Raw genomic sequence first — 25,386 nt, 5'->3', positions numbered from 1 at the left:
GGCGTTGTAAAGCAGGGCATGGTTGAGAAAAAGCCTTCGCTGGACATCAAATCCCTCGCCCAAGACCTCCGCGTCGGCAGCCGCGCGGCGCTAGCGCGGGCCATCACGCTGGTCGAGAGCCGGCGCGGCGACCATCAGGCGCTGGCGCGTGAGCTGGTGCAGATGCTCCTGCCCGACACCGGCAAGGCGGCCCGCGTCGGCATCACCGGCTCGCCCGGGGTCGGCAAGTCCACGACCATCGATGCGCTCGGAACCCATCTGATCGAACAGGGCCACAAGGTCGCGGTGCTCGCTGTCGATCCGTCCTCGGCGCGCAGCGGCGGCTCGATCCTCGGCGACAAAACGCGGATGGCGCAGCTCTCGGCCTCCGACCACGCCTTCATCCGGCCCTCGCCATCCTCGGGTACCCTCGGCGGCGTCGCCGCCAAGACGCGTGAGGCGATGCTGCTGTGCGAGGCAGCCGGCTTCGACGTCGTGCTGGTCGAGACCGTCGGCATTGGCCAATCCGAGACCGCAGTCTGCGACATGACCGATTTCTTCCTCGCTTTGATGCTGCCCGGCGGCGGCGATGAGTTGCAAGGCATCAAGAAAGGCCTGGTCGAGCTCGCCGACATGATCGCGATCAACAAGGCCGACGGCGACAATCTCAAGCGCGCCAACATCACCGCCGCCGATTATCGCGGCGCGCTGCATATCCTGACGCCGCGCTCCGAGCACTGGCATCCGCCGGTCGAAACCTATTCGGCACTGACCGGAGGCGGCATTGCAAAACTCTGGCAGAAGGTCCTCGATCACCGCAAGGCGATGAACGCATCCGGCGAGTTCGCCGCGCGACGGCGCGAGCAGCAGGTGAAATGGATGTGGTCGATGCTGGAGCAGCGTATGCTGGCACGGCTGCGCAGCGAAGCGTCGGTGCGGACGAAGGTTCGGAAGATCGAGACCGAGGTGGCCAATGGCCATGTCACGCCGGCGATCGCCGCCGAGCAGATTTTGGAGTTGCTGCAATGAGCGACAAGCTCCGCATTCTCCTCACCGGCTTCGGCCCCTTCCCCGGCGCGCCCTACAACCCGACGCAGCCGCTGGTCGCCCGGCTGGCGCAATTGCGCCGTCCCGCACTCGACGATGCCGCGATCTCCAGCCACATCTTCCCGGTCACCTATGCCGCGGTGGACCGGCAATTGCCGGAGGTTTTAGCGAAAGAGAAGCCGGATGCGATGCTGATGTTCGGCCTCGCCGCACGTACGCCCTATCTGCGCATCGAGAGCCGTGCGCGCAACGCCGTCACCATGCTCTGGCCCGACGCCGCCAACACCCGATCGAGCAAGCGCGGCATCGCCGCCAATGCGGACGCGATGATTTTCGGTCCACACACGGCAAGGCTGCTGCGCGCCGCGCGCCTCACCGGCATCGACGCCCGCCCCTCGCGCGATGCCGGTGCCTATCTCTGCAACTATCTGAGCTGGCGCTCGATCGAGAACGTCAAGGGCGGCGGGCCGCGGCTGGCAGCATTCGTCCATATTCCCCTGCTGGCGCGCAGTGGCGCCGTGCGCCGCAAGGGCGCGCCGCGGATCACGCTGGAGGAACTGGTCGATGCCGGCGAGGCGATGCTGATGGAGATGGTGCAGTTGGCACGAAAGGGGCGGAACACGACTGCGTAAACATTTAACCCTACCGCGAACAATCCTCACGCCACCAGCCGCCCTGCGCTACCTAACCATCGCGGACCCCCGCGTCCGCCGGAGGACGCGTCATGGACCTCAATCGTCGCCATCTCATCGGAGCTTCGACCGCAGGCATCGCCGGCGCGCTGGCCATGCCGGCCGATGCTGCGCGCGCGGCGCCGGTGACGTCGCTGCTCGGCCGCGATGCCACGCAGTATGGTGTGCGACCCGGCAGCAGCGAGGATCAGACCCGTGCGCTCCAGCGTGCGATCGATGAGGCCGCGCGGGCTCAGACGCCGCTGGCGCTGCCACCCGGCGTCTACCGCACCGGACTGTTGCGCTTGCCGAATGGCGCGCAACTGATCGGCGTGCGCGGCGCGACCAAGCTCATCTTCACTGGCGGAGCCTCGGCGATCCAGAGCGACCGCTCCGATTCGATCGGCCTCACCGGCATCACCTTCGATGGCGGCGGCATTCCGCTGCCGGCACGACGTGGGCTGATCCACGTGCTCGGGGGGCGCGACGTCCGCATCGCCGATTGCGAGATCACGGGCGCCGGCGGCAGCGGCGTCTGGCTCGAGCAGGTCTCGGGCGACATCTCCGGCAACCTTTTTACCAACATCGCGGTGACGGCGGTGGTGTCGTTCGACGCCAAGGGTCTCAGCGTCTCCCGCAACACCATCACCGGCACCAATGACAACGGCATCGAGATCCTGCGCACGGCCATCGGCGAGGACGGCACGCTGGTCGCTGATAACCGCATCGAGGATATCAAAGCCGGCCCCGGCGGCTCCGGCCAGTACGGCAACGCAATCAATGCCTTCCGCGCCGGAAACGTCATCGTGCGCGGCAATCGCATCAAAAACTGCGATTACTCCGCGGTGCGCGGCAACTCGGCATCGAACATCCACATCACCGGCAACAGTGTCAGCGACGTGCGCGAGGTCGCGCTCTATTCGGAGTTTGCGTTCGAGGCCGCTGTAATCGCCAACAACATTGTCGACGGCGCCGCCGTCGGCGTCTCCGTCTGCAATTTCAACGAAGGCGGCCGCATCGCCGTGGTCCAGGGCAACATCATCCGCAATCTGATCCCGAAACGCCCAATCGGCACCGCGCCGGACGACGATGCCGGCGTCGGCATCTACATCGAGGCGGATGCGTCGGTTACCGGCAACGTGATCGAGAATGCGCCGTCCTACGGTATCGTCGCCGGCTGGGGCAAATATCTCCGCGACGTCGCGATCACGGGCAACGTGATCCGCAAGGCGCTGGCTGGCGTCGGCGTATCCGTCGTGCCGGGCGCCGGCACCGCGCTCGTCAACAACAACATGATCTCGGAAACCCCGCGCGGCGCCGTGGTCGGCCTCGATCACGCGCGCGCCGTGACGTCCGATCTGTCGGCGGACGGCGCCCAGCGGTTTGCGCAATTGGTGGTCGGCGGGAATGCGGTGCGGCGGTAGGCGCGCGATCGGCAGACGGGCCGTGCATCCTTCGAGGCTCTCCATGGGCCGCGTTGCGTCCCATGCCTCGCGCCTCAGGATGACGGGGTAAAAACGGAGCGCTGGGTCTTGATGCAATGTTGACAACAAACACGCGGCCGTCATCCTGAGGTGTGAGCCGTGCGGTGCGAAGCGCCGCGCGGGGAGCCTCGAAGGAGGACGTTGTGGGCATCTATGTCTACATGCTGCGATGTGCGGATGGCTCGTTCTACATTGGCAGCGCCACCGGCGACGACCTATCGAGGCGCGTCGACGGGCACAATGCCGGCGCCTATCAGGGGTACACCTACTCGAGACGACCTGTCGTCCTGGTGTGGTCGGAGTATTTCGATCGGATCACTGACGGGATTGCCGCTGAGCGGCAGCTCAAAGGATGGAGCCGCGCCAAGAAGGAAGCGCTTATTCGATCGGATTGGAGATCGGTGAGCCAGCTTGCGCGACGGCGCGCGGGAGCGCCTAGGCCCCCGACGTAAGCGTCGATGCGGTCGGCAGACGGGCCGTGCATCCTTCGAGGCTCTCCATGGGCCGCGTTGCGTCCCATGCCTCGCGCCTCAGGATGACGGGAGACATTGCGGCGGCACTCTTGAACGTTCGCCTTAGAACGCGTTCCGCAGCAGCGGATACTTCGCCTCCAGGCCGTCGAGGCTGAAGGTGAACTCAACGAGGCGCTCGGGGGCTGCGACAATTTCGGTGGCGGGCGGAGAGAACTGCGGCAGAAGCGCCGCCATCGCAGCAGGCGCCCTGGGCGCTGCCATCGCGGCCGGTATCTTGGGTCCTGTCATCGCGACGGGCGCGGTAGGCGGCGCCATGGCAGCGGGCACTTTGAGCGGTGCCATCGCTGCAGGCGCGGCAAGCGGCACGATCGGGGCTTCGGTGATTTCGGCGAGAACGTCCGGTGTCGGATCGAGCCCTACCGGCACGGCGGTCTCGGGAGCGATGTGCACGGCCTTCGGCTGCATGACCTGCGCCTGTAGCTCGCGCGGGAGCATGCGGGGCATCGTCGCGGGCGACCAGCCGAATGCGGGCGACACGCTGGCGGCCGCCGTGGCGACATCAGCGCCGGTGGCAAGCGCGCGCCAGGTCTGAACGGCGCGCTTGGCCTCCTGGATGTTTTCGAGAAATGCGATCTCGGAGTGATAGCGGCGCCAGCGCCCGGTCTCGAACATTTCGGAGAGATGCACCAGCCGCTGCTCGGCGAGAGTGCACCAGCGTGCCGCAATGTCGCGGCCAATAGCCACGTCGCGAACAGCCTCTTGGCGATGTGTCATAACCCAGCCCGTCAGGAGAAAAATACGGACGCGACGCAACGCAGACGAATCAATTTAGACGCGACATGAATATTTTGTGGAAAAGTTCCGACTTGTCCAGCAACGACAGCCTTTTCGTCGTCAAACTCCGTAGTCGTGCGGAGATTCAAGGGGTTTTGGAGTCAAGCTTCGCACAAGCATGGCGCGCCTGCGGTGCGATGCCGATGACCGAGTCGCGATCTCTCAACCAGAAGCTGGTCTCGCGCAGGGCTTCAAGAAATCGGATGCCCCAAAAGAAAAGACCCGTCCGGGGGGACAACCGGACGGGTCGAGCCATATGGGCGCTTGGGGTGGATGGGCGCTCGCGCCTAATATGACTTATGGGGAGGGATGACCGCTCCCACATAATTTGGTCGTGGCAGCGGGCCGAACGTTCAATGCGGCGTTTGATTTTTCGACCTTCGCACCGCGCGCAAAGTTGTCGCAGCCGCTATCGCGTCGCCGGCCTATCCGCCTGAGAAATCGTGGCTTTATCGCCGGTGCTCGACAACGAGGGTTGCTCTATTGCGCGGAGGCCAGGCTCGTCGCGACGCTTCTCGATATCTTCACGTTTTGTTGTACCGGACGCAGCCGCAACCGGCGTCGCGCCGTTGGCGGGAACGGTCATGACCGCGGCAAACGCATCGGTCTCGCCATCGCCGAAAAGATCGTCACGCCCGGGTGCACCGAGGTCGCGCGCTGTCTTCGCCAGCGTCATGCGCAGCGCTTCCGGCTTCAAGGCGTAGTTGCGCTCGAGCAGCAGCGCCGCGACGCCGGAGACATAGGCGGCCGAGAACGAGGTGCCCGACGTCATCTGATATTTGCCGTCAGGCGCCGGCAGGAAGATGTCGACACCGGGTGCCGCGACCGCGATGTAATTGCCACGGTTGGAGGCGGTGAACAGCCGGTCCTGCTGGTCGGTCGCGCTGACTGCGATCACGTTGGGATTGGCCGCCGGATAGAGCGGCGGCGACTTCGCGCCGGCATTGCCGGCAGCCGCGATCAGCACCAGGCCACGCGCGGCGGTCGCCGCGATAGCCCGCTCGATCACCGCGTCTTTGGGACCGGCAAAGCTCATGTTGACGATCTGCGCGCCGTGCTCGGCGGCATAGTTCAGCGAGCGCAGGATGATGTAGGACGAGCTCTCGGCCCCGCCGGTGGTGCCGCCGAAGGCGCGGATGGCGATGATGCGCGCCTCGGGCGCGCTGCCCATCAGCTTGGCATGCGCCACGATGGCGCCGGCAATGCCGGTGCCGTGAACGTGCGGGCCCTCGGCGCTGCCGAGCGCATCAAAATTTTCGGCAATGGAATTGGCAAGTTCCGGATGTTGGGCGTCGATGCCGGAATCGATTACGGCAACAGTCACGTTGGCGCCATGCGCCAGCGCATGTGCCTGCGGCAGGCGGAGCTTGGCCAGCGCATATTGCGCAGGATCTCCCTCGCTTGGCACCGACGATTTCTGGTCCTGGAGTACGTAGCGGAAGTTCGGCTGGACCGAGCGCACGCTGCCCTCGGCGGCGAATTCGCGCCGCACGGTCTCGTAAGCGCGGCGGTCGGTGATGCGGAACAGTCCAAAGGTTGCCCCGATCAGCGGAAAATTCTCGGAGGACACGCGTGTCAGGCCATGGCGGCGCGCGAGCTCGTCGGCCTCGGCCAACGACAGCGCCCCATTGATCTCGGCGACGAATTGGTCGGCGAAGGTGCGCAAGTCCACGGCGGCCGGCGTGTTGTTGCCGCGCCCCTTGCCGGCGGTCTTCTTGCCCGATTTGCCCGCGCCGTCGCCGCCTGCGCTCGGCTGCGCCAGGCATTCGCCGCTGGCGTCGCGATAGGGCGCGGTACAGGCGGGATAGAGGTTCGGGGAGTAGCGCGCATAAGGCAGCACCGGCGTCGGTACCATCCGCGCCGAAATCCTCGATGTCACAATCGGACCGGGCCCGGGGCCGCGGCCGACGACCACCGCTCGGGCGGCAACACCCGGACCGACGCGCGCGGCGATGCTGGGAGAAATGGTCGGCATGCGCGAGGGGACGCTGATCGTCGGCGTGCGCATGATCGCCTGCGCCTGCGCAACCTCGACCCCGAGACAGGCGGCGAGCAACAGCGTAGCTCCGACCGACGAAGCGTAGGCCCCGGCGCGTAACCTGCTCTCGGACTTGCGCATCATCGGTTCAGCGGCGCGTCTAGGGTGCCGCGACGGCCAAATTGACGAACTTCTCGCGCTGCATCTTGCCGAGCAGCGAGGTGAGTTCGTCCTGGCTCATCGCCTTGTCGAACTGGAGGCGGAACATGCCGCCCTTGGCATCACCGATGATCGAAGCCTGGTAGCTGTCGAGCAATGTCGTGATGTCGGCGACGCGCGCCTCGGGTGTGAAGCGCACCAGCGCGCGCGACGGCGCGGCAGTCGCACCGAGTTCGCGCGTGATCGGCGCGCTGGTCGAGAGCGAAGCGGTCTGAAAGGTCGCAGTCTGGGTCTTCGTCAGCACGGCGCCGATGATTCCGGCTTGCAGCACCAGCGCCATGGCGCCGAGGCTCGCCGACCAGGCCAGAGTGCGCGGCGACAGGCTCGCAAAGAAGGTGGCGATGCGTGCCGACAGCGGCAGCGAACCGGCGGCCCGCGCCGGCTCGGCGTCGATGGCGGCGAACAGCTTCTGCATCGCGCGCGCCGACGGAGCACCCAGGCTCTCATTCAGATGAATGGTCTCTTCGTACTCGCCGCGGATCGCCGCATATTGCCTGGCGAGGTCGGGATCGCTCGCAAGCGCTTCCTCGACGCGGCGGGCGTCGCGCGCGTTCAGCGTGCCGGCGGCGTGCCACGGCAGCAGCATCTCGATCTCACTGGGTTCTCGCTCCAGCATCTTCTTGCTCAATGCCATCATGGCCAGCCTCGCTCAATGCCGGCTGCCTTCAGCAGTTCGGCCAATTTCTTGCGCGCATAGAACAAGCGCGTCTTCACAGTGTTCTCCGGGATGCCAACGATTTCGGCCACCTCTTCCACGGACTTCTCGTGGTAGTAGACGAGATCGACGATTTCCCGATGGTCCGGCGAGAGGCCCGTCAGACACTCCCGCAACGCTTCACTGGTATCCTTCTTCTGCACCACCGTTTCCGGATTGTCGGACGTGTCCTCGATCGCGTTCGCGGCGTCGTCGTCCAACTCAAAATCCTTTCTGCGCCGGAGCGCAGACAGGGCCTTGAATCGGGTGATTGCCAGCAGCCAGGTGGAAACGGCGGATCGGCCCTCGAACTTGCCGGCTTGACGCCAGACGTCGAGAAACACCTCACTGATGAGGTCTTCCGCCGCCTGCTCGTCCCGCACGAGCCGGAGGCCGAAACGATACACCCTGACATGGTGCCGCCCGTACAGCACCTGCATGGCGAGCCGGTCGCCTTGAGCGATCCTGGCGATCAGGACCTCGTCCGAAGCCGCCTGTGTCACGCTCAACGGCCGTCTCGCAAGGTTGGTCGGGTCGATGCGGCAGACGGTTCGACGGGAGGAGCGAAATTCTTTAGCCTACCGCAGTCATACGGGGGGCTGTGTGATCTACCCCACATGCGCGAAATTTCCTTTTGCCACCCGCGGCTGGCCGCCTCGCTCAATAACGGTAACATAGTAATGAAGCACTTTCCTGCGCAACGCCGTCCCAATTTGGACAGCCCGACATGGCTGGAACCATAGCAGCCTTGCACGACATATGTCTTCCGAAAGCCATGCTTTGGCTCGACCGCATCGCACACGATCCCTAATCGACGACAAATCCTCAGCCGGTCGCGACCGTCCTCCGCTCCCGCGCTGGGCAGTGCGGATTCGGTTTCGGAGGATACCAAACCTAAAGGCTTGCCATGTAGATTTTTGGGCTGACAACTACCATTGGCGGGACCATGAGCACGGCCGCGACGTCCTTTCCCGAGAGGAATGCCGCTGAGGTCGCGGATCTCGTCCTCGTGCCCGATGCAGCTGCGCCCCAGGTGCGGGCGCGCCGGGCGCGGCAGCGCCGCCAGATGTATATCGGCCAGGTCGCCAGCTACTCGCTCGGCGCCTTCGTCCTGCTGCTCTACGGCTACGACGGCGCCGTTGCGATGAACGTTCCATCGTTGTTCTGGGTCGGCGGTCTCTCGATCATCGGCATCTTCGTCGTGATGTCGGAAGCGGGCGTGGGCGACAGGCAAACCGACCACTATCTCACCGTGTTCCAGATCTCGGCGCATATGGCGCTGCAATTCGTGTTCCTGCTGTCGGTGCCGACCATTGGCGTCGCCTTCCTCAGCGTGCTGTTCCTGATTTTCGCCTTCGGCACGCTGCGCATGACCTCGGCCCAGGCGATGCTGACCTGGGCAATCGCGACCGCCGGCCTCGCCGCCGTCTTCCTCGCCTCCGACCTGCCGATCGGCATGCCCGTTGCTACGCGGCTCCAGCGGACCGCCTCGATGCTCTGCTTCGTGCTGGTGATCGGCCAGTGCGCCTTCCTCGGCCTGTTCGGCGCCACACTGCGCAAGATCCTGTACCGACGCAGCATCGAGCTGAAGGTCGCCTATCAGCGTATCGAAGAACTGGCCGAGCTCGACGAGCTCACCGGCTCCTACAACCGCCGCTGCATCATGCGGCTTCTCGACGCCGAGATCGAAAAATCGCGGCAGACGTCGACCCCTTGCGCGATCGCACTGATTGATCTCGACTGGTTCAAGCGCATCAACGACGCCCACGGCCATCCCGTCGGCGACGAGGTGCTGCGCACCTTCGCGATCACCATTTTCGCCAATATCCGCCCGGCCGACTGCTTCGGCCGATACGGCGGCGAGGAATTTCTGCTGCTGCTGCCGGGAACGGATGGCGCGGCGGCGTCGCGCATGCTCGATCGGCTGCGCGGCATCGTCGCAGATCTGGACTGGAGCGCATTCTCCCTGGGCATGCGCGTGACCATTTCCGCGGGCGTCGTGACGCTCCGCGACGTTGATACTGCCGACACGTTTCTCGTGCGCGCCGACAGCGCGCTCTATTCCGCCAAGGCACAAGGGCGCAACCGCATCGCAACGAGCTGACCAATCCATTTTTTCCCGGCGCGACAGAAGCAATCGCCGGGCCGAACGCTCCAGGACAGGGCAATGAGATCGAAATCCCCAAAATCATCCGAGAATTTGCTCGAGGAACTGCAAGCTGCGCTCTCGCACGGCACCGTTGCGCGCCGGGTCGAGACGCTGCGCCGCGTCACTGATCTCTTCATCGGCAATGCGGTGGACTATTCAGACGACCACGTCCGCGTTTTCGACGACATATTCCAATGCCTGATCGAGCAGATCGAGACGTCTGCCAGGGCGCTGCTCGCCGACCGCCTCGCACCGATCGCGACTGCGCCGCCGAAGATCATCCGCACGCTCGCGCTCGACGAGGTGATCGAGGTCTCCGGCCCCGTGCTGTCGAAATCGGAACGACTGGACGAAGCGACCCTGATCGAGATCGCGCGCACCAGAGGGCAGGCACATCTCAAGGCGATCTCGCTGCGGCGGGTGCTGTCGGAAGCACTGACCGACGTGCTGGTGACCCGCGGCGACGAGGGCGTGGTGCAATCGACCGTCAGCAATCCGGGCGCGCGGCTCTCCGAGGGAAGTCTCATCGACCTCGTCACCCGCGCCGAACGCGACGACGACCTCGCCACTTGCATCGGCTTGCGGCCCGATTTGCCCCGCCATCACTATCTGAAGCTGATTGCGAAGGCCTCCTTGAGCGTGCGCAGGAAGCTGGAGGCCGCGCATCCGGATCTCGCAGACGAAGTCTCCAGCGTGGTCCAGGAAGCGGCCCAGCGGATCCGCGCCGCCGCCATGACCCGACAGACCGAAATGGCGCGCGCGCTGGTGAAGTCGCTGCACGAGGACGGCCGCCTCACCGAATTCCAGGTCGCCGCCTTCGCAGAGCAAGGCAAGTTCGACGAGACCAATGCGGGGCTCGCGGCGCTTGCGGGCGTCGCGGTCGAGACCGCCGAGACCATGATGATCGAAAGCCGGACCGAGGGCGTGATGATCCTCGCCAAGGTCGCGGCCATGCAATGGTCGAGCGTGCGCGCGATCATCGCCCTGCGCGAGAAGCTCTCAGGCGGCTCGCAGACCGACATGCTGACGCTGCGCGACGCTTACGAAGCCCTGCGCGGCTCGACCGCGCAGCAGGTGCTGCGCTTCCACCGCATGCAGCAGGGCCCGACGCCGGCGGCCTGAGGCCGGCGAGCTAATACCGCAGAACCCTCGCCCCCACCAGCGCGCCGATCGCGGTCACCAGCGCGGTCGCGAGCGTGTACCAGGTCGCGACGAAGAGCGGGGAATCGTCGGTGCAGTGCGAGGCGTACAGCGTCGCGGCGAGCCCGGCCGACACCAGGCCGGCGAGCGCACCGGCGAGCGCGGGATGCGACGGCGCCCCGTGGCGCAGGCCGAACAGCGCACCGGCAAGCAGCGGCAGCGACATCGCTGGGATTGCGAACAGACACACCCTGGAGTTCTTGCCCATCAATCGCATCGTCATTGGCATGGCCGGCGCCATCATCGCCTCACTGCCGATCGCCACCGCGAGCAGCCCGACGGGAAGCAGCAGCAACCAGCCCCAACCACGCAGCAACGCTTCGGGGCGCGACAGATGCAGGCTGACGATGATCGCGGGGATCGCGAGCGACAGCGTGACCGCGAACTTCATGTCGAAGAACGGGTTGTGCATCGCGCTCATCACGTCGTGACGCACGCCGAGAAATGTCGCGAAGATCAGGATCGACAGAGGCGCGGCGACCAGCAACGCCATGGTCAGCATCGCGCCGACACGCGGCGCGCGATGGGCGTTATCGGCCGCGAGCGAGCGAATGAGTTGATCGGTATCCATGACTAGTGGTCCCGCAGTTTGGCAGTCAGCGCCGCAAGGCCGCGATGCAGCGCGACCCGCACCGCGCCCTCGCTCATCGAATATTTCGCCGCCGTATCCTTGATCGAGGTGCTGTCGACCGCGATCGACTGCAACACGTCGCGCTGGCGTTGCGGCAGCGTGTTGAGCTGGCTGGCGACCTCGCCCGCAGAGGCCGTCTCCTGCGGCGCCTCGCCCGGCAGAGTCTCGGCGAAATCGTCGATGTTGACGAAAATTCGCCGGCCCCGCCGCCGCAGCATGTCGATCAGCTTGTTGCGGCCGATCGCAAACAGCCACGGGGCGAAGGGGGCCTCGCTGTCCCAGGTGTGCCGCTTCAAATGCACCGCCAACAAAATCTCCTGCACGATATCCTCGGCCTGGTCGGGAGGCTGCCCAGCCCGCGCCAGGCCGCGCCTCGCGGCTGCGCGCAGTACAGGCGTGACCGCCCTCAACAGGCGATGATACGCCGCGTCATCGCCTGCCATGGCCGACCGCATCAGGCCGGTCCACTCGTCCTCACGTCCGCGCACGCGCGCCCTCACCATGCAATTCGGCCGTTCTTTCAATTTGTTACGGCGGCACCTTTGAGATCACGAACTCGTGATCTGTGCTGGGCCACGCGACCGATATGGCCGTAAAATCTGGGACGGCTCATAACACCGATCGGTGCTGTCCGCACCCGGCGGCCGGTCGCGAGGGGCCTAGTTTGCCCCGCTTTTGCCCCGTGTAGCCCGAAGATTCCCATTTTTTGCCGCGCTGTCGTCACGCCCCGGGGTCTCTGTTCGCTTCCGGGACGGGCGAAATTGGGGAGATCGTCAACATGAAGAAAGCCAGCGGGCGCGCGGCCCTGATTCTCCTGGCCGGGCTTTTCTTGCTGTTCGGGGGCATTGCACAGGCGGCACCGAGTTCAGCCGCAAGCAGCAAACCGGACAGCGCAGGCAACCAGGCGGACGCAGTCAAGCCGAGCAAGCAGCGGCGCCAGACGTCGCGCCATCGCGACACCATCAAGACGGCGCAGAAATCCGGCGACAAGGCCGACAAGAAGGACGCCGCGGCAACGCCCGACGATGCGAAGGCCGACAATAGCAACGTTCCGGCCTCGCGGCAGATGTCGCCGGAAGTCGCCAACGCCAATGCGCAGCTCGCCGCCGCCGATACGCCGACCGCGGCTGCGGCCTCCGCAATGACGGGCCGCGCCAACGACAACGTCCAGGCAGCGGCCGATAATACCGCCGCCCCGAACGCCGAGAGCCAGGTCGTCGCACCCGATCAGCTCAACGACATCGACCGCGCCTTGCAACAGGACAACCCGCCGGCGCAAAAGGCGGTGATTGCCGCAACCGATGCGCAGCCCCGACCGGCGCCGGTGATGGCAAGCAGCCAGCAGAGCTCGGCCTGGGACCAGAGCTCCCTGATCGGCAAGATCTTCATCGGCGTCGGCACACTGCTGACGCTGGCTTCCGCCGCGCGCATGTTCATGGCTTGAATCCAGCCTGATTGCCGGCCCGCGGGACCTCGTCCGGAACGCGCATCTCGGCGTGTTCCGGCCGACTTTTCCGATATCTTTGGCACTTGAAGCCCACCGCGCCAGCGGGCACATTGCCCGCTCAATCAAAAAGCGTGGGTGGAGCATGAGCACGTTCGAACACATCATCGTCGAAAGCAAAGGCGCGGTCGGCATCGTCAAGCTGAACCGGCCGAAGCTGCTCAACGCGCTCTCCTTCGGCGTCTTCCGCGAGATTGCCGCGGCAGTCGACGACCTCGAAACCGATGACGCCATCGGCTGTATCGTCGTGACCGGCAGCGAGAAGGCGTTTGCCGCCGGCGCGGACATCAAGGAGATGCAGCCGAAAGGCTTCATCGACATGTTTTCCGAGGATTTTGCCGCGATCGGCGGCGACCGCCTCGCACGCTGCCGCAAGCCGACGATCGCCGCGGTCGCGGGCTATGCGCTCGGCGGCGGCTGCGAGCTCGCCATGATGTGCGACTTCATCATCGCCGCCGACACCGCGAAATTTGGCCAGCCCGAAATCACGCTCGGCACCATCCCCGGCATCGGCGGAACCCAGCGCCTGACCCGTGCGATCGGCAAGTCCAAGGCGATGGACCTTTGCCTCACCGGCCGCATGATGGATGCAGCCGAAGCCGAGCGCAGCGGCCTCGTCAGCCGCATCGTGCCGGCCGACAAGCTGATGGACGAGGTGATGGCTGCGGCCGAGAAGATCGCCGCGATGTCGCGCCCCGCGGTCGCGATGGCCAAGGAAGCGGTCAACCGCGCCTTCGAGACCACGCTCGCCGAGGGCATGAGCGTGGAGCGCAACCTGTTCCACTCGACCTTCGCGCTGGAGGACCGCTCCGAGGGCATGGCGGCGTTCATCGAGAAGCGCAAGCCGGTGAACAAGAACCGGTAAAACGGCTACGTCTCGCGGCTCTGTGCGAGGGCCGCGCTGACGAGCGCGCGATATCCACGCTCGGCCCAGGTCGCGGGGCGATCAAGACCGAGGCGTGCGAGACACGCCTCATCGGCACCGTCGGGCGTTCGTATCAATCCCTGCCACAGCAAGCTCGCCAACGCCTGCGGCGAGCGTTGCGCGCCTTGCAGCATCTCCAACGCCGGGATGAGGCGCTGTTCCACCTCAGTGAAATCGCAGCCGAACGGGAACGACGGCAGCAGCCCGGCATCGCGCGCGGGCTTGAGCGCGCTCGTGATCCGTTCTGGATGGTTTTCGCGGTGGGCCGCCGGTATCTCATAGCCGCGCGGCAATTTGCCGGCGTCCTTCGCGACCCGCACCAACTCGCCCTGGAAGCGCGAATCCGCGATCGCCAGCATCCCCGCGATGACGTCGGCATCCGACTTCCCCCTGAGATCGGCAACGCCGTATTCGGTGACGAAGATATCCCGCAGGTGCCGGGGAATGGTCTCGTGCCCATAGCGCCAGAGAATGTTGGATTTGAGCGAACGGCCCGCCTGGCGCGTCGCCTCGAGCGTCAGGACCGATCGCGCCCCTTCGAGCGCAAAAGCCTGCGCCACAAAATTGTATTGCCCACCGACGCCGCTCACCACCTGCCCGTTGTCGAGGCCGTCGGAGACGGCCGCGCCCAAGAGCGTCGCCATCATCGTGTTGTTGATGAAGCGCGCATCGATCCGCGCCCGGCGCTTCCGTTCCTCCTCGCCGTAGAGCTCGTTGGTGAACGACACCGGCATCATCTGGATGCGCGCGATCTGGTCAGGCGACATCTCGCGCAGCGCACGATAGAAAGATTTCGGTCCGAGGAAGAAGGCGCCGTGCAGCACCACCCCGTCGACGGCACGCTTGAGGATGCCGGCGTCGATCAAGCCGATGAAGGCTTCGGTCAGCATTTCGCTGACGCCATAAAGCCCTACCTCGAAGGCTCCGGCTTCCTGCGCGACAGACAGTCGTGCGGGTGACAGCCGAGCCACGATTTTTTGAAAGGCTGCGCTGTCGCGATGGCGCAGGATCAGACCCTGCGCCAGTGCATCGCCGATCTGTCCGATGCCGATCTGAAGCGTGCCACCATCGCGTACCAGCGATGCCGCATTCAGTCCGATCGCGTATTTGACGTTGGAGATCGGCTCCGACGGCGGCGCAAAGAGCGGAAAGTCGGTCGCAGCGCTCTCCAGCACGGCGCTGAATTCATCGGCCGGAAGGTCGCCCGCGCCCGGCATGAACGGCAGTTCGGAATTCACCTGTGCGATCAGCTTGAACGATGCACGCCCGGCGCGGCGTTCACGCAGCACGTCCAGCGTCGTGTCAGTGTTGCAAGACAGGCTGTAGCGCGGCACCCCGTCGACGACGCGCTTGGCCACCAGTTGCGTCACCACATTGAGCCCGCGCGCCAGCAGATAGCTTGCCGCGTGGGTATAGTTGGCCGAGATGTAATTCTGCTGCGCGGCCGGCACGTGCAGCCAGCGTCCCGCCAGAAAGAAGAATTCAACGACTTCGACGTTGGCCGGCAACCGGCTTTCGCGCAGCGCATCGGCATAGGCAAGATCGGGATAGCCGCCGAACAATCGGTCGATCACGGGCGCGATGAACCGGTGCTCGATCAAGCCCTTCGGTCTCGGCTTTTCCAACGTCAGCGCCGAGAGCAGTGTCAGCTTGAGGTCAGGATCAGCACAGGCACGCGCATAGAGAGCGTTGACCACATGATTGGCCTTGCCGAGGCCGAGCGGCAGTCCGACCACCAAATCGGTTCCGACATCGCGAACGATCTCCTCCGCGAGAGCATCGGAATCGGAGAAGAGCTTCGGCATCATCCGTGGGGTCCGGACTACATGACAGGCACCTGACGGATTGGAAGCCGCCAAGCTCCCTATAACGCATCCTGGAGGGGATTGGTGTGTGACGCACATGCAACAAGCACGGAATACATGGGGGTTTTCCCCGCGGCAGTTTGCCTGCGGGACGTCGGCTGGTTAAACAGTTAAGAGAGCCGCCGTCGGCGGGGGCGGACAGCCGGGATTTGCGGGTTTACATGATTGGGCGTGCCGCCAGAGTTGGTCGCGTGATGACGCGGCATCGATCGGGCGTGGCTCCTGTGCTCGCGACATGGACCACGCTGGCGCTCTGTTGCGCCCTGCCCTCCGCCGCATGGGCGGAAGCCCTGCCGGAGGCGCTCGCCAAGGCCTATCAGACCAACCCGCAGCTCAATGCCGAGCGCGCGCGTCAGCGCGCCACCGACGAGAACGTGCCGCAGGCGCTCGCCGGCTATCGGCCGCAGATCGTGGCAAGCCTCAGCGCCGGCCTGCAATCGGTGCGCAATCTGCTGCCCGACAACACCATCCAGACCGCCAATCTGAAGCCGTGGATCATCGGCGTCACTGTGACGCAGACCCTGTTCAACGGTTTCCGCACCGCCAACAACGTGCGCGCCGCAGAACTCCAGGTGCAGTCGGGCCGCGAGGCGCTGCGCAATGTCGGCCAGGGCGTGCTGCTCGACGCGGTCACCGCCTACACCAACGTGCTCGCCAACCAGTCGCTGGTCGAGGCGCAGCGCTCCAACGTCTCGTTCCTGCGCGAAACGCTCGCCGTCACCCAGCGCCGCCTCAACGCCGGCGATGTCACGCCGACCGACAGCGCCCAGGCCGAGGCGCGGCTCAACCGCGGGCTTTCCGATCTCAACGCCGCCGAAGTCGCGCTGGCGGTGAGCCAGGCGATCTACGCGCAGGTGATCGGCAATGCACCGTCGCAGCTTCGAGCCGCCGAAGTCGTCGACCGCTATCTGCCGAAGAGCCGCGAAGACTCGCTGATGATGGCTATCCGTCAGCACCCGGCGGTGATGGCGGCGGGCTTCGATGTCGATGTCGCCTCCACCAACATCCGCGTCGCAGAAGGTGCGCTGCTGCCGAGCGCGAGCATCCAGGGCAGCGCCAGCCGGAGCCGCAACAACGACCCGACGCTCGGCACCTTCGCCGAGGACCAGGCCTCGATCGTCGCCAACGTCACTGCGCCGATCTACGACGGCGGCCAGGCTGCTGCGCAGACCCGGCAGGCCAAGGAGATCACGGCGCAGAGCCGGCTCGTGCTCGATCAGGTGCGCAACCAGGCGCGCACCGCGGCGACCAGCGCCTGGGTTGCCAACGAAGGCGCCAAGATCGCGGTGTCCGCTTCCGAGTCCGAGGTGAAGGCGGCAACCGTCGCACTCCAGGGCGTGCAGCGCGAGGCCGCCGGCGGACAGCGCACGACGGTCGACGTGCTGAACTCGCAGGCCGATTTGATCCAGGCCAAGGCCCGCCTGATCGGCGCCAGCCGCGATCGCGTGATCGCCTCCTACACGCTGCTCAGCGCCGTCGGCCATCTCGATGTCAAGACCTTGAGCCTGAACACGCCGGACTATCTGCCCGAGGTGCACTACCAACAGGTCCGCGACGCCTGGCACGGCCTGCGCACGCCGTCTGGGCAATAATTCCAAATCGTCTGGGTTGGTGCCGATGAAGAGCCGCCGCATCCATCTGATGGGAGCTTCAGGCTCCGGCGTGACGACGATCGGCCGCGCGCTCGCCGGCCGGCTTGCGCTGCCGCATCACGACAGCGATGATTATTTCTGGCTGCCGACCGCGCCGTCCTACCAGACCACGCGCCCCGCCGCCGAGCGTCTGCGCCTGATGCGTGAAATGTTTCTGCCGCGTCTCGATTGGGTGCTGAGCGGAACCGTCACCGGCTGGGGCGAGGAGCTTGTCCCGCTTTTCGATCTGGTCGTCTTCGTGAGCACGCCGCGCGAGATTCGGCTGACGCGATTGCGCGCCCGCGAGGCCGCCCATTTCGGCGCTGACGCCGTCGCGCCAGGCGGCTGGCGCCATGATGAGACTGAATCTTTTGTCGAATGGGCATCGCACTACGAAGCCGGAGATCGCGAAGGCCGCAGTCTTGCAAAGGATGAAGCGTGGCTCGCGGGCTTGCCCTCCCCGGTGGTGCGCGTTGACGGCTCACGCCCGCTTGCGGGCCTCGTCGAGCAGCTATGCAGCGAAGCGGAGCAGCTTCCGGACTGATGTGATAGTGTCACTACCTCCAAATGACGAAGCGGGGAGAGAAACCATGCTCAGCCGACGTAGCGTCCTGCTTGCCTCCCTTGCCGCCGGAGTTGCCATGTCCAACAAAGCCCACGCCCGTGCGGCACAGCCCGCGACGCCGGTTAACTTCGACGTTCCGCTGCATGCCTGCGACTGCCACACCCACATCCACGGAGATCCCGAAAAGTTTCCGTTCTTCGCTGGGCGTGTCTACACGCCCGAGCTGGCATCTCCGGAGGAGATGGCCGCGCTGCACAAGTCGCTGAATATGGAACGCGTGGTGATTGTCACCCCAAGTGTCTACGGAACCGACAATTCGTCGACCCTGTTCGGCATGAAAGCACGCGGCGCCAATGCTCGCGGCGTCGCCGTGATCGACGACAAGACGCCGGAGAGCGCGCTGGACGCGATGCATCAGGACGGCTTCCGCGGCGTCCGCCTCAATCTCGCGACCGGCGGCGTCAACGACCCCAATGTCGGCCGACCGCGCTTCACCGCCGCCGTCGAGCGCATGAAGGCGCGCGGCTGGCACGTGCAGCTTTACACCACGCTGCCGATGATCTCGGCGATTAAGGACCTCGTCGAGACGGCGCCGGTGCCTGTCGTGTTCGACCATTTCGGCGGCCTCGAAGCCTCGCGCGGCCTGGAGCAGCCGGGCTTCTCCGATCTCGTCGCGCTGGTGAAGTCGGGGAAGGCCTATGTCAAGATTTCGGGCGCCTATCGCTCGTCAACGCTCGCGCCGGATTACAAGGACATTGTGCCGTTCGCGCAGGCGCTGATCACCGCGAACGCGGACCGCATCGTCTGGGGCACCGACTGGCCGCATCCGGATTCGAGCCGCGTCGAGGGACGCAAGCCAACCGACGTCGCGCCGCTCTACCAGATCGACGACGGGCGTCTCCTCAATCAGCTTCCGGTGTGGGCACCGGATGCGGATGTGCGCAAGAAAATCCTGGTCGACAATCCGGCGCGGCTCTACGGATTTTGATTCGCCAGACTGGTTGAGACTTCGCCGCGCGGACATGGCCGCGAAGCGGAACGCGATTCCAGCTCGAACGGGTCAGCGTGCGCGGCGGGAGAAGAAGGAGATCAGCACCGGCAGCGTCACCAGGATCACGATCGGCGCCAGCATCATGCCAGTGACGACGACGACCGCGAGCGGCTTCTGCACCTGCGAGCCGATGCCTCCAGACAGCGCAGCCGGCAGCAGACCGACGCCCGCGACCACGCAGGTCATCAGCACGGGTCGGAGCTGCAATTCGCCGGTGCGGATCACCGCGCTCATGCGGTCCATGCCTTCGTCGATCAACTGGTTGAACTGCGACAGGATGATGATGCCGTCCATCACGGCGATGCCGAACAGCGCGATGAAGCCGATCGCCGCGGAGACACTGAAGGCGGTGCCGGTGATCAAGAGACCGAGCACGCCGCCGAAGATCGCCATCGGGATCACGCTCATGGCGAGTAGCGTGTCGGTCATCGAGCCGAAATTGAACCAGAGCAGGACGCCGATCAGCGCGAGCGAGATCGGCACCACGATCGACAATCGCCGGATCGCGTCCTGGAGATTGCCGAATTCGCCGACCCAGTCCATGTGCGCGCCGGGCGGCAGCTGCACCTGATCGGCGATCTTCTGCTGCGCCTCGCGGATCGCGCTGCCGAGGTCGCGCTCACGCACCGAGAACTTGATCGGCAGATAGCGTTCCTGCTGTTCGCGATAAATGTAGGCCGCGCCCGAGACGAGGCTGATGGTGGCGACCTCGCTCAGGGGTATCTGCGTGACGGTGCCGTTCGGCCCGGGGGCGCCGATCCGCAAATTCTGAATCGCTTCGGCGCTCCTGCGGAATTCCGGCGCAAGGCGAACGATGATCGGAAAGTGGCGGTCGCTTCCGGCCTCGTAGATGTCGCCGGCGGTGTCGCCGCCGATCGCGACCTTGATGGTGGCGTTGATGTCGCCCGGTGCAAGGCCATAGCGCGCAGCCTTGGCACGGTTGATGTCGATCTGGATGGTCGGCTGCCCGAGTGAGGTGAACACCGCAAGGTCGGTGACCCCCTGCACGGTGGCCAGCACCGACTTGATCTTGTTGGCGGTGTCGGTCAGCGCCTGGAGATCGCTGCCGAACAGCTTGATCGAGTTCTCGCCCTTCACGCCCGAGACGGCTTCGGAGACGTTGTCCTGGAGATATTGCGAGAAATTGAACTCGACGCCGGGGAAACGATCGTCGAGCTGCTTGAGCAGTTGCGCGGTCAGCTCTTCCTTGTCGCGGGTGCCGGGCCATTGGCTGGCCGGCTTGAGCGGCGCGAAGAACTCGGCGTTGAAGAAGCCGGCGGCATCGGTGCCGTCATCGGGGCGGCCGTGCTGCGACACCACGGATTCCACTTCAGGCCGCGCGCGGATCACCTTGCGCATCTCGTTGACGTAGGAGTTGCCTTCCTGGAGCGAGATGGTCGGCGGCAGCGTCGCACGGATCCAGAGATTACCCTCTTCCAGCTTGGGCAGGAATTCGAGGCCGAGCAACCGGCTGAGCGCAACCGTCATCAGCACGAGGCCGAGCGCGCCACCGAGCATGATGCCGCGGTTGGCGACCGCCCAATTCAGCAATGGCATGTAGAGCCGATGCAGGATCCGCATCACCCTGGTCTCGGTCTCCCTGACATGAGCCGGCAGGATGATCGCGGACAGCGCTGGCGTCACCGTGAACGTCGCAAGGAGGCCGCCTGCAAGCGCGTAGGCATAGGTGCGCGCCATCGGCCCGAAGATGTTGCCCTCGACGCCGGAGAGCGTGAACAGCGGCAGGAAGGCCGCGATGATGATCGCCGCGGCAAAGAAGATCGAACGTGAGACGTCGGCCGCCGCGCTGAGGATGGCGTGGCTTTTCATGCCGAACAGCGTCTCGGACGACATCTGCTCGGATTCCGACATCGGTGTCGTCTGCGTCAGGCGCCGGAAGATCGCCTCCACCATGATGACGGTAGCATCGACGATCAGGCCGAAATCGATCGCACCGACCGACAGCAGGTTCGCCGATTCCCCGCGCAGCACCAGGATGATCACGGCAAAGAACAACGCGAACGGAATCGTGGCGCCGACGATCAGCGCACTGCGGAGATCGCCGAGGAAGATCCACTGCAGCAGCACGATCAGCAGAATGCCGACCACCATGTTGTGCAGCACGGTGTGGGTGGTGAGCTCAATCAGATCCCCGCGGTCGTAGATGCGCTCGATGCGCACGCCCGGCGGCAGGATGCTGGAGTCGTTGATGGTTTGAACGAGCTGGTGGACGCGCTTGATGGTTGGCGAGCTCTGCTCGCCGCGGCGCATCAGGACGATGCCTTGCACGATGTCGTCGGAATCGTCGAGGCCGGCAATGCCGAGACGAGGCTTCTGGCCGACGGTGACGGTGGCGACGTCCTTGACCAGCACCGGGTTGCCGTTGGTCTGCGCCACCATGGTGTTGGCGAGGTCGTCGATCGAGCGAATCAGGCCGACGCCGCGCACCACGGCCGATTGCTGACCGATATTGACGGTGTTGCCGCCGACATTGACGTTGGAATTGCCGACCGCCTGAAGCAATTGCGGCAGCGTCAGGCCGTTGGCGACCAGCTTGTTGAAGTCGACCTGGAGCTCGTAGGTCTTGCTCTTGCCGCCCCAGCCGGTGACGTCAATCACACCAGGCACGGCACGAAAGCGGCGCTGGAGTATCCAGTCCTGGATGGTCTTGAGGTCGAGCACGCTGTAATTCGGCGGACCGACGAGACGGTAGCGGAAGATTTCGCCAATTGGGCTGAGCGGCGAGATCTGCGGCTGCACGTTGCCGGGTAGTGGCGCGAGCTGCGCCAGGCGGTTCAAGACCTGCTGCAACGCCTCGTCATAGGTGTAGGCGAAGGAAAATTGCAGTTTGACGTCGGAGAGGCCGTAGAGCGAGATGGTGCGAATGGTCGTCAGGTTCTTCAGACCGGCGACCTGGGTCTCGATCGGAATCGTGATGTAGCGTTCGATCTCCTCCGCCGACAGGCCCGGGCTCTGCGTCACGATGTCGACCATCGGCGGGGTCGGATCGGGGTAGGCCTCGATGTTGAGCTGGTTGAACGCAATGAGGCCACCGAAGAGCACGGCGACGAACATGCCGACCATCAGGAAGCGTCGATTGACGGCAAGGGCGACGAGGCGATCCATTCAGGTCTTCAATTTTTCTTGGGTCGTCGATCAGCTGCCGGACGCCGCGCGGTCGATGAACAGGCTGCCTTTGGTGACGACCTGCTCGCCGGGCTTCAGATTGCTGGTGACCTCGACGAGGTTGCCATTAATGAGCCCGATCTTGATCTCACGCAGCTCGACCGACTTGTCCTCGCGTGCAACCCAGAGGCGGACCTTGTCGGCTTCATAGATCAAGGCCTGCTTCGGTACCGCCGGCGCGGCGCGGTCGCCGGCCGAATAGATCGTGACGTTGGCGAACATCTCCGGCTTGAGTAGGCCGTCCTTGTTGTCGATGGTGGCGCGGACCAGCAGACGGCGGGTGTTGGCGTCGATCGCGGCGGCGACGTAGTTGATTTTCGCAGTCAGCGGACGACCCGGCAGCGCCATCACGTTGACGGTGATGTCCTGCCCGATGCACACGGCAGCCGCGTCACTCTCGCGCACGAAGGCGGTGAGCCAGACCGTGGAGAGATCGCCGACGACGAACACCGGATCGCTGGCGCCGGAATTGACGTACTGGCCGGGACCGATCTTACGCTGCACGACCGTGCCCGCGATCGGCGAATGGATCGTGACTTCCGGATTGATGACGCCCTTGTCCTGGAACGTCTTGATGGTCTCGTCGGTGAAGCCGAGGATGCGCAGCTTGTTGCGCGCGGCCTCCAGCGCCGTCGCCGAGGAGCGCATGTCGTTCTGCGCCTGAACCTGGGTCGCTTCAGCCTGCTGATAGTCCTTCAGCGGGATGGCATGCCCCTCGTAGAGGTCCTTGGCGCGCTTGAACTGGATGTCGGCAAGATCGATCGCCGACTTCGCCTTGTTCTGCGAAGTCATCGCCGCGATGAAATCGTTCTGGGCCTGCACGGTGTCGGCGGCTTCGATTGTGAACAGCGGTTGACCTTGCTTCAGCATCTCGCCCGGTTTGGCGAGCAGCTTGGTCACCCGCCCCGCATAGGGCGAGAACACCGGCGTCGAACGGTCCTCGTCGACCGCGACCTTGCCCTCGGTGACATATTCGGCCCGGAAGGTCTTGGCCTTGACCGGCTCGATCGTCAGCGTCGCCCATTCCGACGGCGTCGGTGTGAAGTTCTGCGCATTCCTGCGCGACTGGCTGGAGATCTCGGAGTGGCTCTTGTCCTTGGCTCCCGCATAGAGGAAGCCGTAGGCCCCGGCACCGGCAAGAGCTAGTAAAACTACGGATGTGATCACCCGCTGTTTTGTAAGCACCTGCAATCGCTTGGTATTTCCAACTACCATGGGGCCCGGTCATGTCTGCGATGATACCGGCGGATGCCTGCCTCATCGGTCGCGCTAATAGTGCCGAATTGTGATTTCAAACAACCTAAAAAACGCGGCGCGCCTTTCGGTTTGCGTTAAAATTCTGCAACGCGTCAGGTCCAAGTAAGCTCGGTGTCAGTTTCGTGCCGGCCATTGTGCCGGATGACTGCCAAGCGGCATCGCCGGACGGCTCCATTGCGCGGGCGTCTTCGACAGCAGTGCTGAATGACGCACCGCCTTCAACGTGCCGAAACCAGATGGCATGCTCTCGATGAATGCAGCATGTACGGCCTCGCCCAAAATATCCGGGGTGTTCAGGCCGCCTTCGAGCCGTCCGAGATTCCACAGCCAGCGCCCGGTCTGCGCCAGCGACACGCGCACGTGCCAGCTACCGCCTTCGCGGGCCTGGCGCGCCCTAGCCATCATCGCGCCGAACGCCATCAGATAACCGGTGGCGTGATCGAGCATCTGTGCCGGCAATTCCTTCGGCCCGTCGAGGCCGGCGGCCTGTCCCTCGGCATGGTTGAAGCCGGTCGTGGTCTGCACCAGCGAATCGAAGCCGCGCCGCTCTGCCCAGGGACCGGAATGGCCATAGGCCGACAGCGTCACGTAGACGATGCCGGGATTGATTTTCGCTGCGTCCTCCGGCGTAAAGCCGAGAGCCGCAAGCGCGCGCGGGCGATAGCCTTGCGAGAAGATGTCTGCGTCCTTCAACAGCGCGCGCATCTGCGCCCTGCCCGTCTCGCTCTTCAACTCGATGAAGGTGGTGAGCTTGCCGCGGCCGGTGTCGATGGTGAGCCACGGGATGGCCGGCAGCTCGGGGCCTGATACGAGCAGAACATCCGCGCCGTGCGCGGCGAGCGTGCGGCCGGCCACGGGGCCCGCGATGACGCGGGAGAGGTCGAGCACGCGTAGGCCTGCGAGCGGACGATCGCCGTTCGACTGTCCTTGCGGCCACGGCTTTGGCGGAGCCTCGCCGATCTTCTCGATCGAGACCAGCGGCAATTCGGCGAGCGCGCGGGCCTGCGGCAGCGCCGACCATTCGTCGTAGGAGCGCATGAGGGCAACGACGCCGCCCGCAGCATAGGCCGCAGTTTCAAAATCTTCGCCCTTCCATTGCATCAGCACGGCCTGCACCTTCTCGCGTTCGGGTTCGCAGCCGAGCACCTTGCAGACGGCGTCGCGATGATGCGGGAAATTGGTGTGACAGCGAACGAAGCGGTTGTCGCCGGTCCTGTAGACGCCGGCAATGGCGTCCCAGGCGGGTGGCGGCGGCTTGTCGTCGACGCGTAAATAGCGCTCGGAGCGGCATTCGGCGACAGCGTGGCGCATGTCGATGGTGACATCCTGCACCTCGCCGCTGCGCAATCTCCAGATTTCCGCGGCGGCGAGGCCGGCGGCGGCGATCGTGGTTTGTCCAGCGACGGCGACGCGAAACGAGGACGGGATTTGCGGCTCCTCGCCGGTCAGCCGCACGCGTTCGAGCGCGGCCATATCGCCGCCGACGGAGATCCAGATATCCCTGAGAATGTTGGCGGGGCTTTGCATAGCCGCTTCTCTCCCTTTAGTTTTGCGAACTTCTCACTATCCCGGAAGGAAATGCAATGGCCGCCATCGATCCCCTCACCGCAGGCGCCGTGTTCATCGCAACGGCCGCCACCGACGCGGTCTATGTCATGTTCACCTCGGCCGTGATCGCGCGCAAGCGCGTGCCCGCGGCGAACTGGAGCGCGGTCTGGTACATGCTCTCCTCCTACGCCGTGATCAGCTACACCGAAAACGCTTTCTATGTGGCTTTCGCGGCGATCGGCTCCTGGGCCGGCGCCTACGTTTCGCTGACATACCTGCACCGGCCGCCCGGCGGCCCGCCGGTGGGGGCGGCACCGGAGTGAGGGCCCGCCTCTCTCCAATTCGTCATTGCGAGGAGCCCTTGCGTCGAAGCAATCCAGACTGTTTCCGCGGATGCATTTCTGGATTGCTCACATGGGGATTTGGTGTGTCAAGGCGGATGTTCCGCTTTTTGTTTGATTGCTGCCAGCTTTTCGTCCCGACCGCTGGGTCTTT

22 protein-coding genes are annotated in these 25,386 nt (G+C 65.0%); 12 read left to right on the top strand and 10 right to left on the bottom strand.

The window, feature by feature from the left end; genetic code table 11:
• Positions 1-18: 18 nt before the first annotated feature.
• The 4 genes from meaB to ABIB00_RS32420 all read left to right on the top strand — a co-directional run bounded on the left by meaB (position 19) and on the right by ABIB00_RS32420 (position 3,633).
• Positions 19-1,008 (top strand): methylmalonyl Co-A mutase-associated GTPase MeaB, encoded by a 990-nt coding sequence (meaB, locus tag ABIB00_RS32435; RefSeq protein WP_354107161.1) that lies wholly within the window; start codon positions 19-21, stop codon positions 1,006-1,008.
• Positions 1,005-1,658, top strand: a complete 654-nt coding sequence (locus ABIB00_RS32430) for a pyroglutamyl-peptidase I (protein ID WP_354107160.1) — start codon at positions 1,005-1,007, stop codon at positions 1,656-1,658. Before meaB ends, ABIB00_RS32430 begins: the two co-directional genes overlap by 4 nt.
• A gap of 92 nt (positions 1,659-1,750) precedes the next feature.
• Positions 1,751-3,121: a TIGR03808 family TAT-translocated repetitive protein gene (locus ABIB00_RS32425; protein WP_354107159.1), complete on the top strand. Its 1,371-nt coding sequence runs from the start codon at positions 1,751-1,753 to the stop codon at positions 3,119-3,121.
• A 203-nt stretch (positions 3,122-3,324) separates the two neighbouring features.
• On the top strand, positions 3,325-3,633 hold the full coding sequence (locus ABIB00_RS32420) for a GIY-YIG nuclease family protein (protein ID WP_247349891.1): 309 nt from the start codon (positions 3,325-3,327) through the stop codon (positions 3,631-3,633).
• A gap of 123 nt (positions 3,634-3,756) precedes the next feature.
• On the opposite strand, the gene ABIB00_RS32415 is transcribed toward ABIB00_RS32420, so the two are convergent.
• From ABIB00_RS32415 to ABIB00_RS32400, 4 genes are all read right to left on the bottom strand, one after another.
• Positions 3,757-4,398: a TIGR03809 family protein gene (locus tag ABIB00_RS32415; RefSeq protein WP_354107191.1), complete on the bottom strand. Its 642-nt coding sequence runs from the start codon at positions 4,396-4,398 to the stop codon at positions 3,757-3,759.
• Between the two features lie 499 nt (positions 4,399-4,897).
• Positions 4,898-6,610 (bottom strand): S8 family serine peptidase, encoded by a 1,713-nt coding sequence (locus tag ABIB00_RS32410; protein WP_354107158.1) that lies wholly within the window; start codon positions 6,608-6,610, stop codon positions 4,898-4,900.
• A 16-nt stretch (positions 6,611-6,626) separates the two neighbouring features.
• Positions 6,627-7,322, bottom strand: a complete 696-nt coding sequence (locus tag ABIB00_RS32405) for a hypothetical protein (protein ID WP_354107157.1) — start codon at positions 7,320-7,322, stop codon at positions 6,627-6,629.
• Positions 7,319-7,888, bottom strand: coding sequence for a sigma-70 family RNA polymerase sigma factor (locus ABIB00_RS32400; RefSeq protein ID WP_247349887.1), 570 nt, complete (start codon positions 7,886-7,888; stop codon positions 7,319-7,321). The genes ABIB00_RS32405 and ABIB00_RS32400 overlap by 4 nt, the downstream gene beginning before the upstream one ends.
• A gap of 437 nt (positions 7,889-8,325) precedes the next feature.
• Here ABIB00_RS32400 and ABIB00_RS32395 point away from each other — a divergent pair, with 437 nt between their 5' ends.
• Both ABIB00_RS32395 and ABIB00_RS32390 read left to right on the top strand, forming a co-directional pair.
• Positions 8,326-9,483, top strand: a complete 1,158-nt coding sequence (locus ABIB00_RS32395; RefSeq protein ID WP_354107156.1) for a GGDEF domain-containing protein — start codon at positions 8,326-8,328, stop codon at positions 9,481-9,483.
• Positions 9,484-9,546: 63 nt separating this feature from the next.
• Positions 9,547-10,650: a DUF2336 domain-containing protein gene (locus ABIB00_RS32390; protein WP_354107155.1), complete on the top strand. Its 1,104-nt coding sequence runs from the start codon at positions 9,547-9,549 to the stop codon at positions 10,648-10,650.
• Positions 10,651-10,660: 10 nt separating this feature from the next.
• Here ABIB00_RS32390 and ABIB00_RS32385 read toward each other — a convergent pair whose 3' ends face one another.
• Both ABIB00_RS32385 and ABIB00_RS32380 read right to left on the bottom strand, forming a co-directional pair.
• A complete protein-coding gene (locus tag ABIB00_RS32385) occupies positions 10,661-11,299 on the bottom strand; it encodes an NrsF family protein (protein ID WP_247349884.1) in 639 nt (212 codons plus the stop codon).
• 2 nt (positions 11,300-11,301) lie between these two features.
• Positions 11,302-11,847: a sigma-70 family RNA polymerase sigma factor gene (locus ABIB00_RS32380; protein ID WP_247447791.1), complete on the bottom strand. Its 546-nt coding sequence runs from the start codon at positions 11,845-11,847 to the stop codon at positions 11,302-11,304.
• A 290-nt stretch (positions 11,848-12,137) separates the two neighbouring features.
• On the opposite strand from ABIB00_RS32380, the gene ABIB00_RS32375 reads away from it, so the two are divergent.
• Positions 12,138-12,803 (top strand): hypothetical protein, encoded by a 666-nt coding sequence (locus ABIB00_RS32375; RefSeq protein WP_354107154.1) that lies wholly within the window; start codon positions 12,138-12,140, stop codon positions 12,801-12,803.
• A 145-nt stretch (positions 12,804-12,948) separates the two neighbouring features.
• Complete coding sequence (locus tag ABIB00_RS32370) at positions 12,949-13,728, top strand: enoyl-CoA hydratase (RefSeq protein WP_354047089.1); 780 nt, start codon at positions 12,949-12,951, stop codon at positions 13,726-13,728.
• 5 nt (positions 13,729-13,733) lie between these two features.
• On the opposite strand, the gene ABIB00_RS32365 is transcribed toward ABIB00_RS32370, so the two are convergent.
• Positions 13,734-15,593: an acetyl-CoA hydrolase/transferase C-terminal domain-containing protein gene (locus ABIB00_RS32365; protein ID WP_354107190.1), complete on the bottom strand. Its 1,860-nt coding sequence runs from the start codon at positions 15,591-15,593 to the stop codon at positions 13,734-13,736.
• A gap of 221 nt (positions 15,594-15,814) precedes the next feature.
• Here ABIB00_RS32365 and ABIB00_RS32360 point away from each other — a divergent pair, with 221 nt between their 5' ends.
• Genes ABIB00_RS32360 through ABIB00_RS32350 form a run of 3 tightly spaced genes read left to right on the top strand, consistent with a single transcriptional unit; the run spans position 15,815 to position 18,837 of the window.
• Entirely contained in the window at positions 15,815-17,245 is a 1,431-nt protein-coding gene (locus tag ABIB00_RS32360; protein WP_247447794.1) for a TolC family outer membrane protein, read from the top strand.
• 25 nt (positions 17,246-17,270) lie between these two features.
• Entirely contained in the window at positions 17,271-17,828 is a 558-nt protein-coding gene (locus ABIB00_RS32355) for a P-loop NTPase family protein (protein WP_354107153.1), read from the top strand.
• A 46-nt stretch (positions 17,829-17,874) separates the two neighbouring features.
• Positions 17,875-18,837, top strand: a complete 963-nt coding sequence (locus ABIB00_RS32350) for an amidohydrolase family protein (RefSeq protein WP_354107152.1) — start codon at positions 17,875-17,877, stop codon at positions 18,835-18,837.
• A 72-nt stretch (positions 18,838-18,909) separates the two neighbouring features.
• Here the strand turns inward: ABIB00_RS32350 and ABIB00_RS32345 are convergent, their stop codons facing one another.
• From ABIB00_RS32345 to ABIB00_RS32335, 3 genes are all read right to left on the bottom strand, one after another.
• Positions 18,910-22,026, bottom strand: a complete 3,117-nt coding sequence (locus ABIB00_RS32345; protein ID WP_247447796.1) for an efflux RND transporter permease subunit — start codon at positions 22,024-22,026, stop codon at positions 18,910-18,912.
• A gap of 30 nt (positions 22,027-22,056) precedes the next feature.
• Positions 22,057-23,301, bottom strand: coding sequence for an efflux RND transporter periplasmic adaptor subunit (locus ABIB00_RS32340; protein ID WP_247349875.1), 1,245 nt, complete (start codon positions 23,299-23,301; stop codon positions 22,057-22,059).
• Between the two features lie 156 nt (positions 23,302-23,457).
• Positions 23,458-24,870 (bottom strand): CoA transferase, encoded by a 1,413-nt coding sequence (locus ABIB00_RS32335; protein ID WP_354107151.1) that lies wholly within the window; start codon positions 24,868-24,870, stop codon positions 23,458-23,460.
• Between the two features lie 56 nt (positions 24,871-24,926).
• Here ABIB00_RS32335 and ABIB00_RS32330 point away from each other — a divergent pair, with 56 nt between their 5' ends.
• Positions 24,927-25,214, top strand: coding sequence for a hypothetical protein (locus ABIB00_RS32330; protein ID WP_247349873.1), 288 nt, complete (start codon positions 24,927-24,929; stop codon positions 25,212-25,214).
• Positions 25,215-25,386 lie beyond the last annotated feature (172 nt).

The organism is Bradyrhizobium sp. LB14.3, from assembly GCF_040547985.1.
Lineage (GTDB): Bacteria > Pseudomonadota > Alphaproteobacteria > Rhizobiales > Xanthobacteraceae > Bradyrhizobium.
This window is presented reverse-complemented; position numbering and strand designations above follow the sequence as displayed.

Coding starts and splice junctions, on each gene's coding strand:
- meaB (WP_354107161.1), top strand. CDS start 19: ATGGTTGAGAAAAAGCCTTCGCTGGACATCAAATCCCTCGCCCAAGAC.
- ABIB00_RS32430 (WP_354107160.1), top strand. CDS start 1,005: ATGAGCGACAAGCTCCGCATTCTCCTCACCGGCTTCGGCCCCTTCCCC.
- ABIB00_RS32425 (WP_354107159.1), top strand. CDS start 1,751: ATGGACCTCAATCGTCGCCATCTCATCGGAGCTTCGACCGCAGGCATC.
- ABIB00_RS32410 (WP_354107158.1), bottom strand. CDS start 6,610: ATGATGCGCAAGTCCGAGAGCAGGTTACGCGCCGGGGCCTACGCTTCG.
- ABIB00_RS32405 (WP_354107157.1), bottom strand. CDS start 7,322: ATGATGGCATTGAGCAAGAAGATGCTGGAGCGAGAACCCAGTGAGATC.
- ABIB00_RS32395 (WP_354107156.1), top strand. CDS start 8,326: ATGAGCACGGCCGCGACGTCCTTTCCCGAGAGGAATGCCGCTGAGGTC.
- ABIB00_RS32390 (WP_354107155.1), top strand. CDS start 9,547: ATGAGATCGAAATCCCCAAAATCATCCGAGAATTTGCTCGAGGAACTG.
- ABIB00_RS32385 (WP_247349884.1), bottom strand. CDS start 11,299: ATGGATACCGATCAACTCATTCGCTCGCTCGCGGCCGATAACGCCCAT.
- ABIB00_RS32375 (WP_354107154.1), top strand. CDS start 12,138: ATGAAGAAAGCCAGCGGGCGCGCGGCCCTGATTCTCCTGGCCGGGCTT.
- ABIB00_RS32370 (WP_354047089.1), top strand. CDS start 12,949: ATGAGCACGTTCGAACACATCATCGTCGAAAGCAAAGGCGCGGTCGGC.
- ABIB00_RS32365 (WP_354107190.1), bottom strand. CDS start 15,593: ATGCCGAAGCTCTTCTCCGATTCCGATGCTCTCGCGGAGGAGATCGTT.
- ABIB00_RS32360 (WP_247447794.1), top strand. CDS start 15,815: ATGATTGGGCGTGCCGCCAGAGTTGGTCGCGTGATGACGCGGCATCGA.
- ABIB00_RS32355 (WP_354107153.1), top strand. CDS start 17,271: ATGAAGAGCCGCCGCATCCATCTGATGGGAGCTTCAGGCTCCGGCGTG.
- ABIB00_RS32350 (WP_354107152.1), top strand. CDS start 17,875: ATGCTCAGCCGACGTAGCGTCCTGCTTGCCTCCCTTGCCGCCGGAGTT.
- ABIB00_RS32345 (WP_247447796.1), bottom strand. CDS start 22,026: ATGGATCGCCTCGTCGCCCTTGCCGTCAATCGACGCTTCCTGATGGTC.
- ABIB00_RS32340 (WP_247349875.1), bottom strand. CDS start 23,301: ATGGTAGTTGGAAATACCAAGCGATTGCAGGTGCTTACAAAACAGCGG.
- ABIB00_RS32335 (WP_354107151.1), bottom strand. CDS start 24,870: ATGCAAAGCCCCGCCAACATTCTCAGGGATATCTGGATCTCCGTCGGC.
- ABIB00_RS32330 (WP_247349873.1), top strand. CDS start 24,927: ATGGCCGCCATCGATCCCCTCACCGCAGGCGCCGTGTTCATCGCAACG.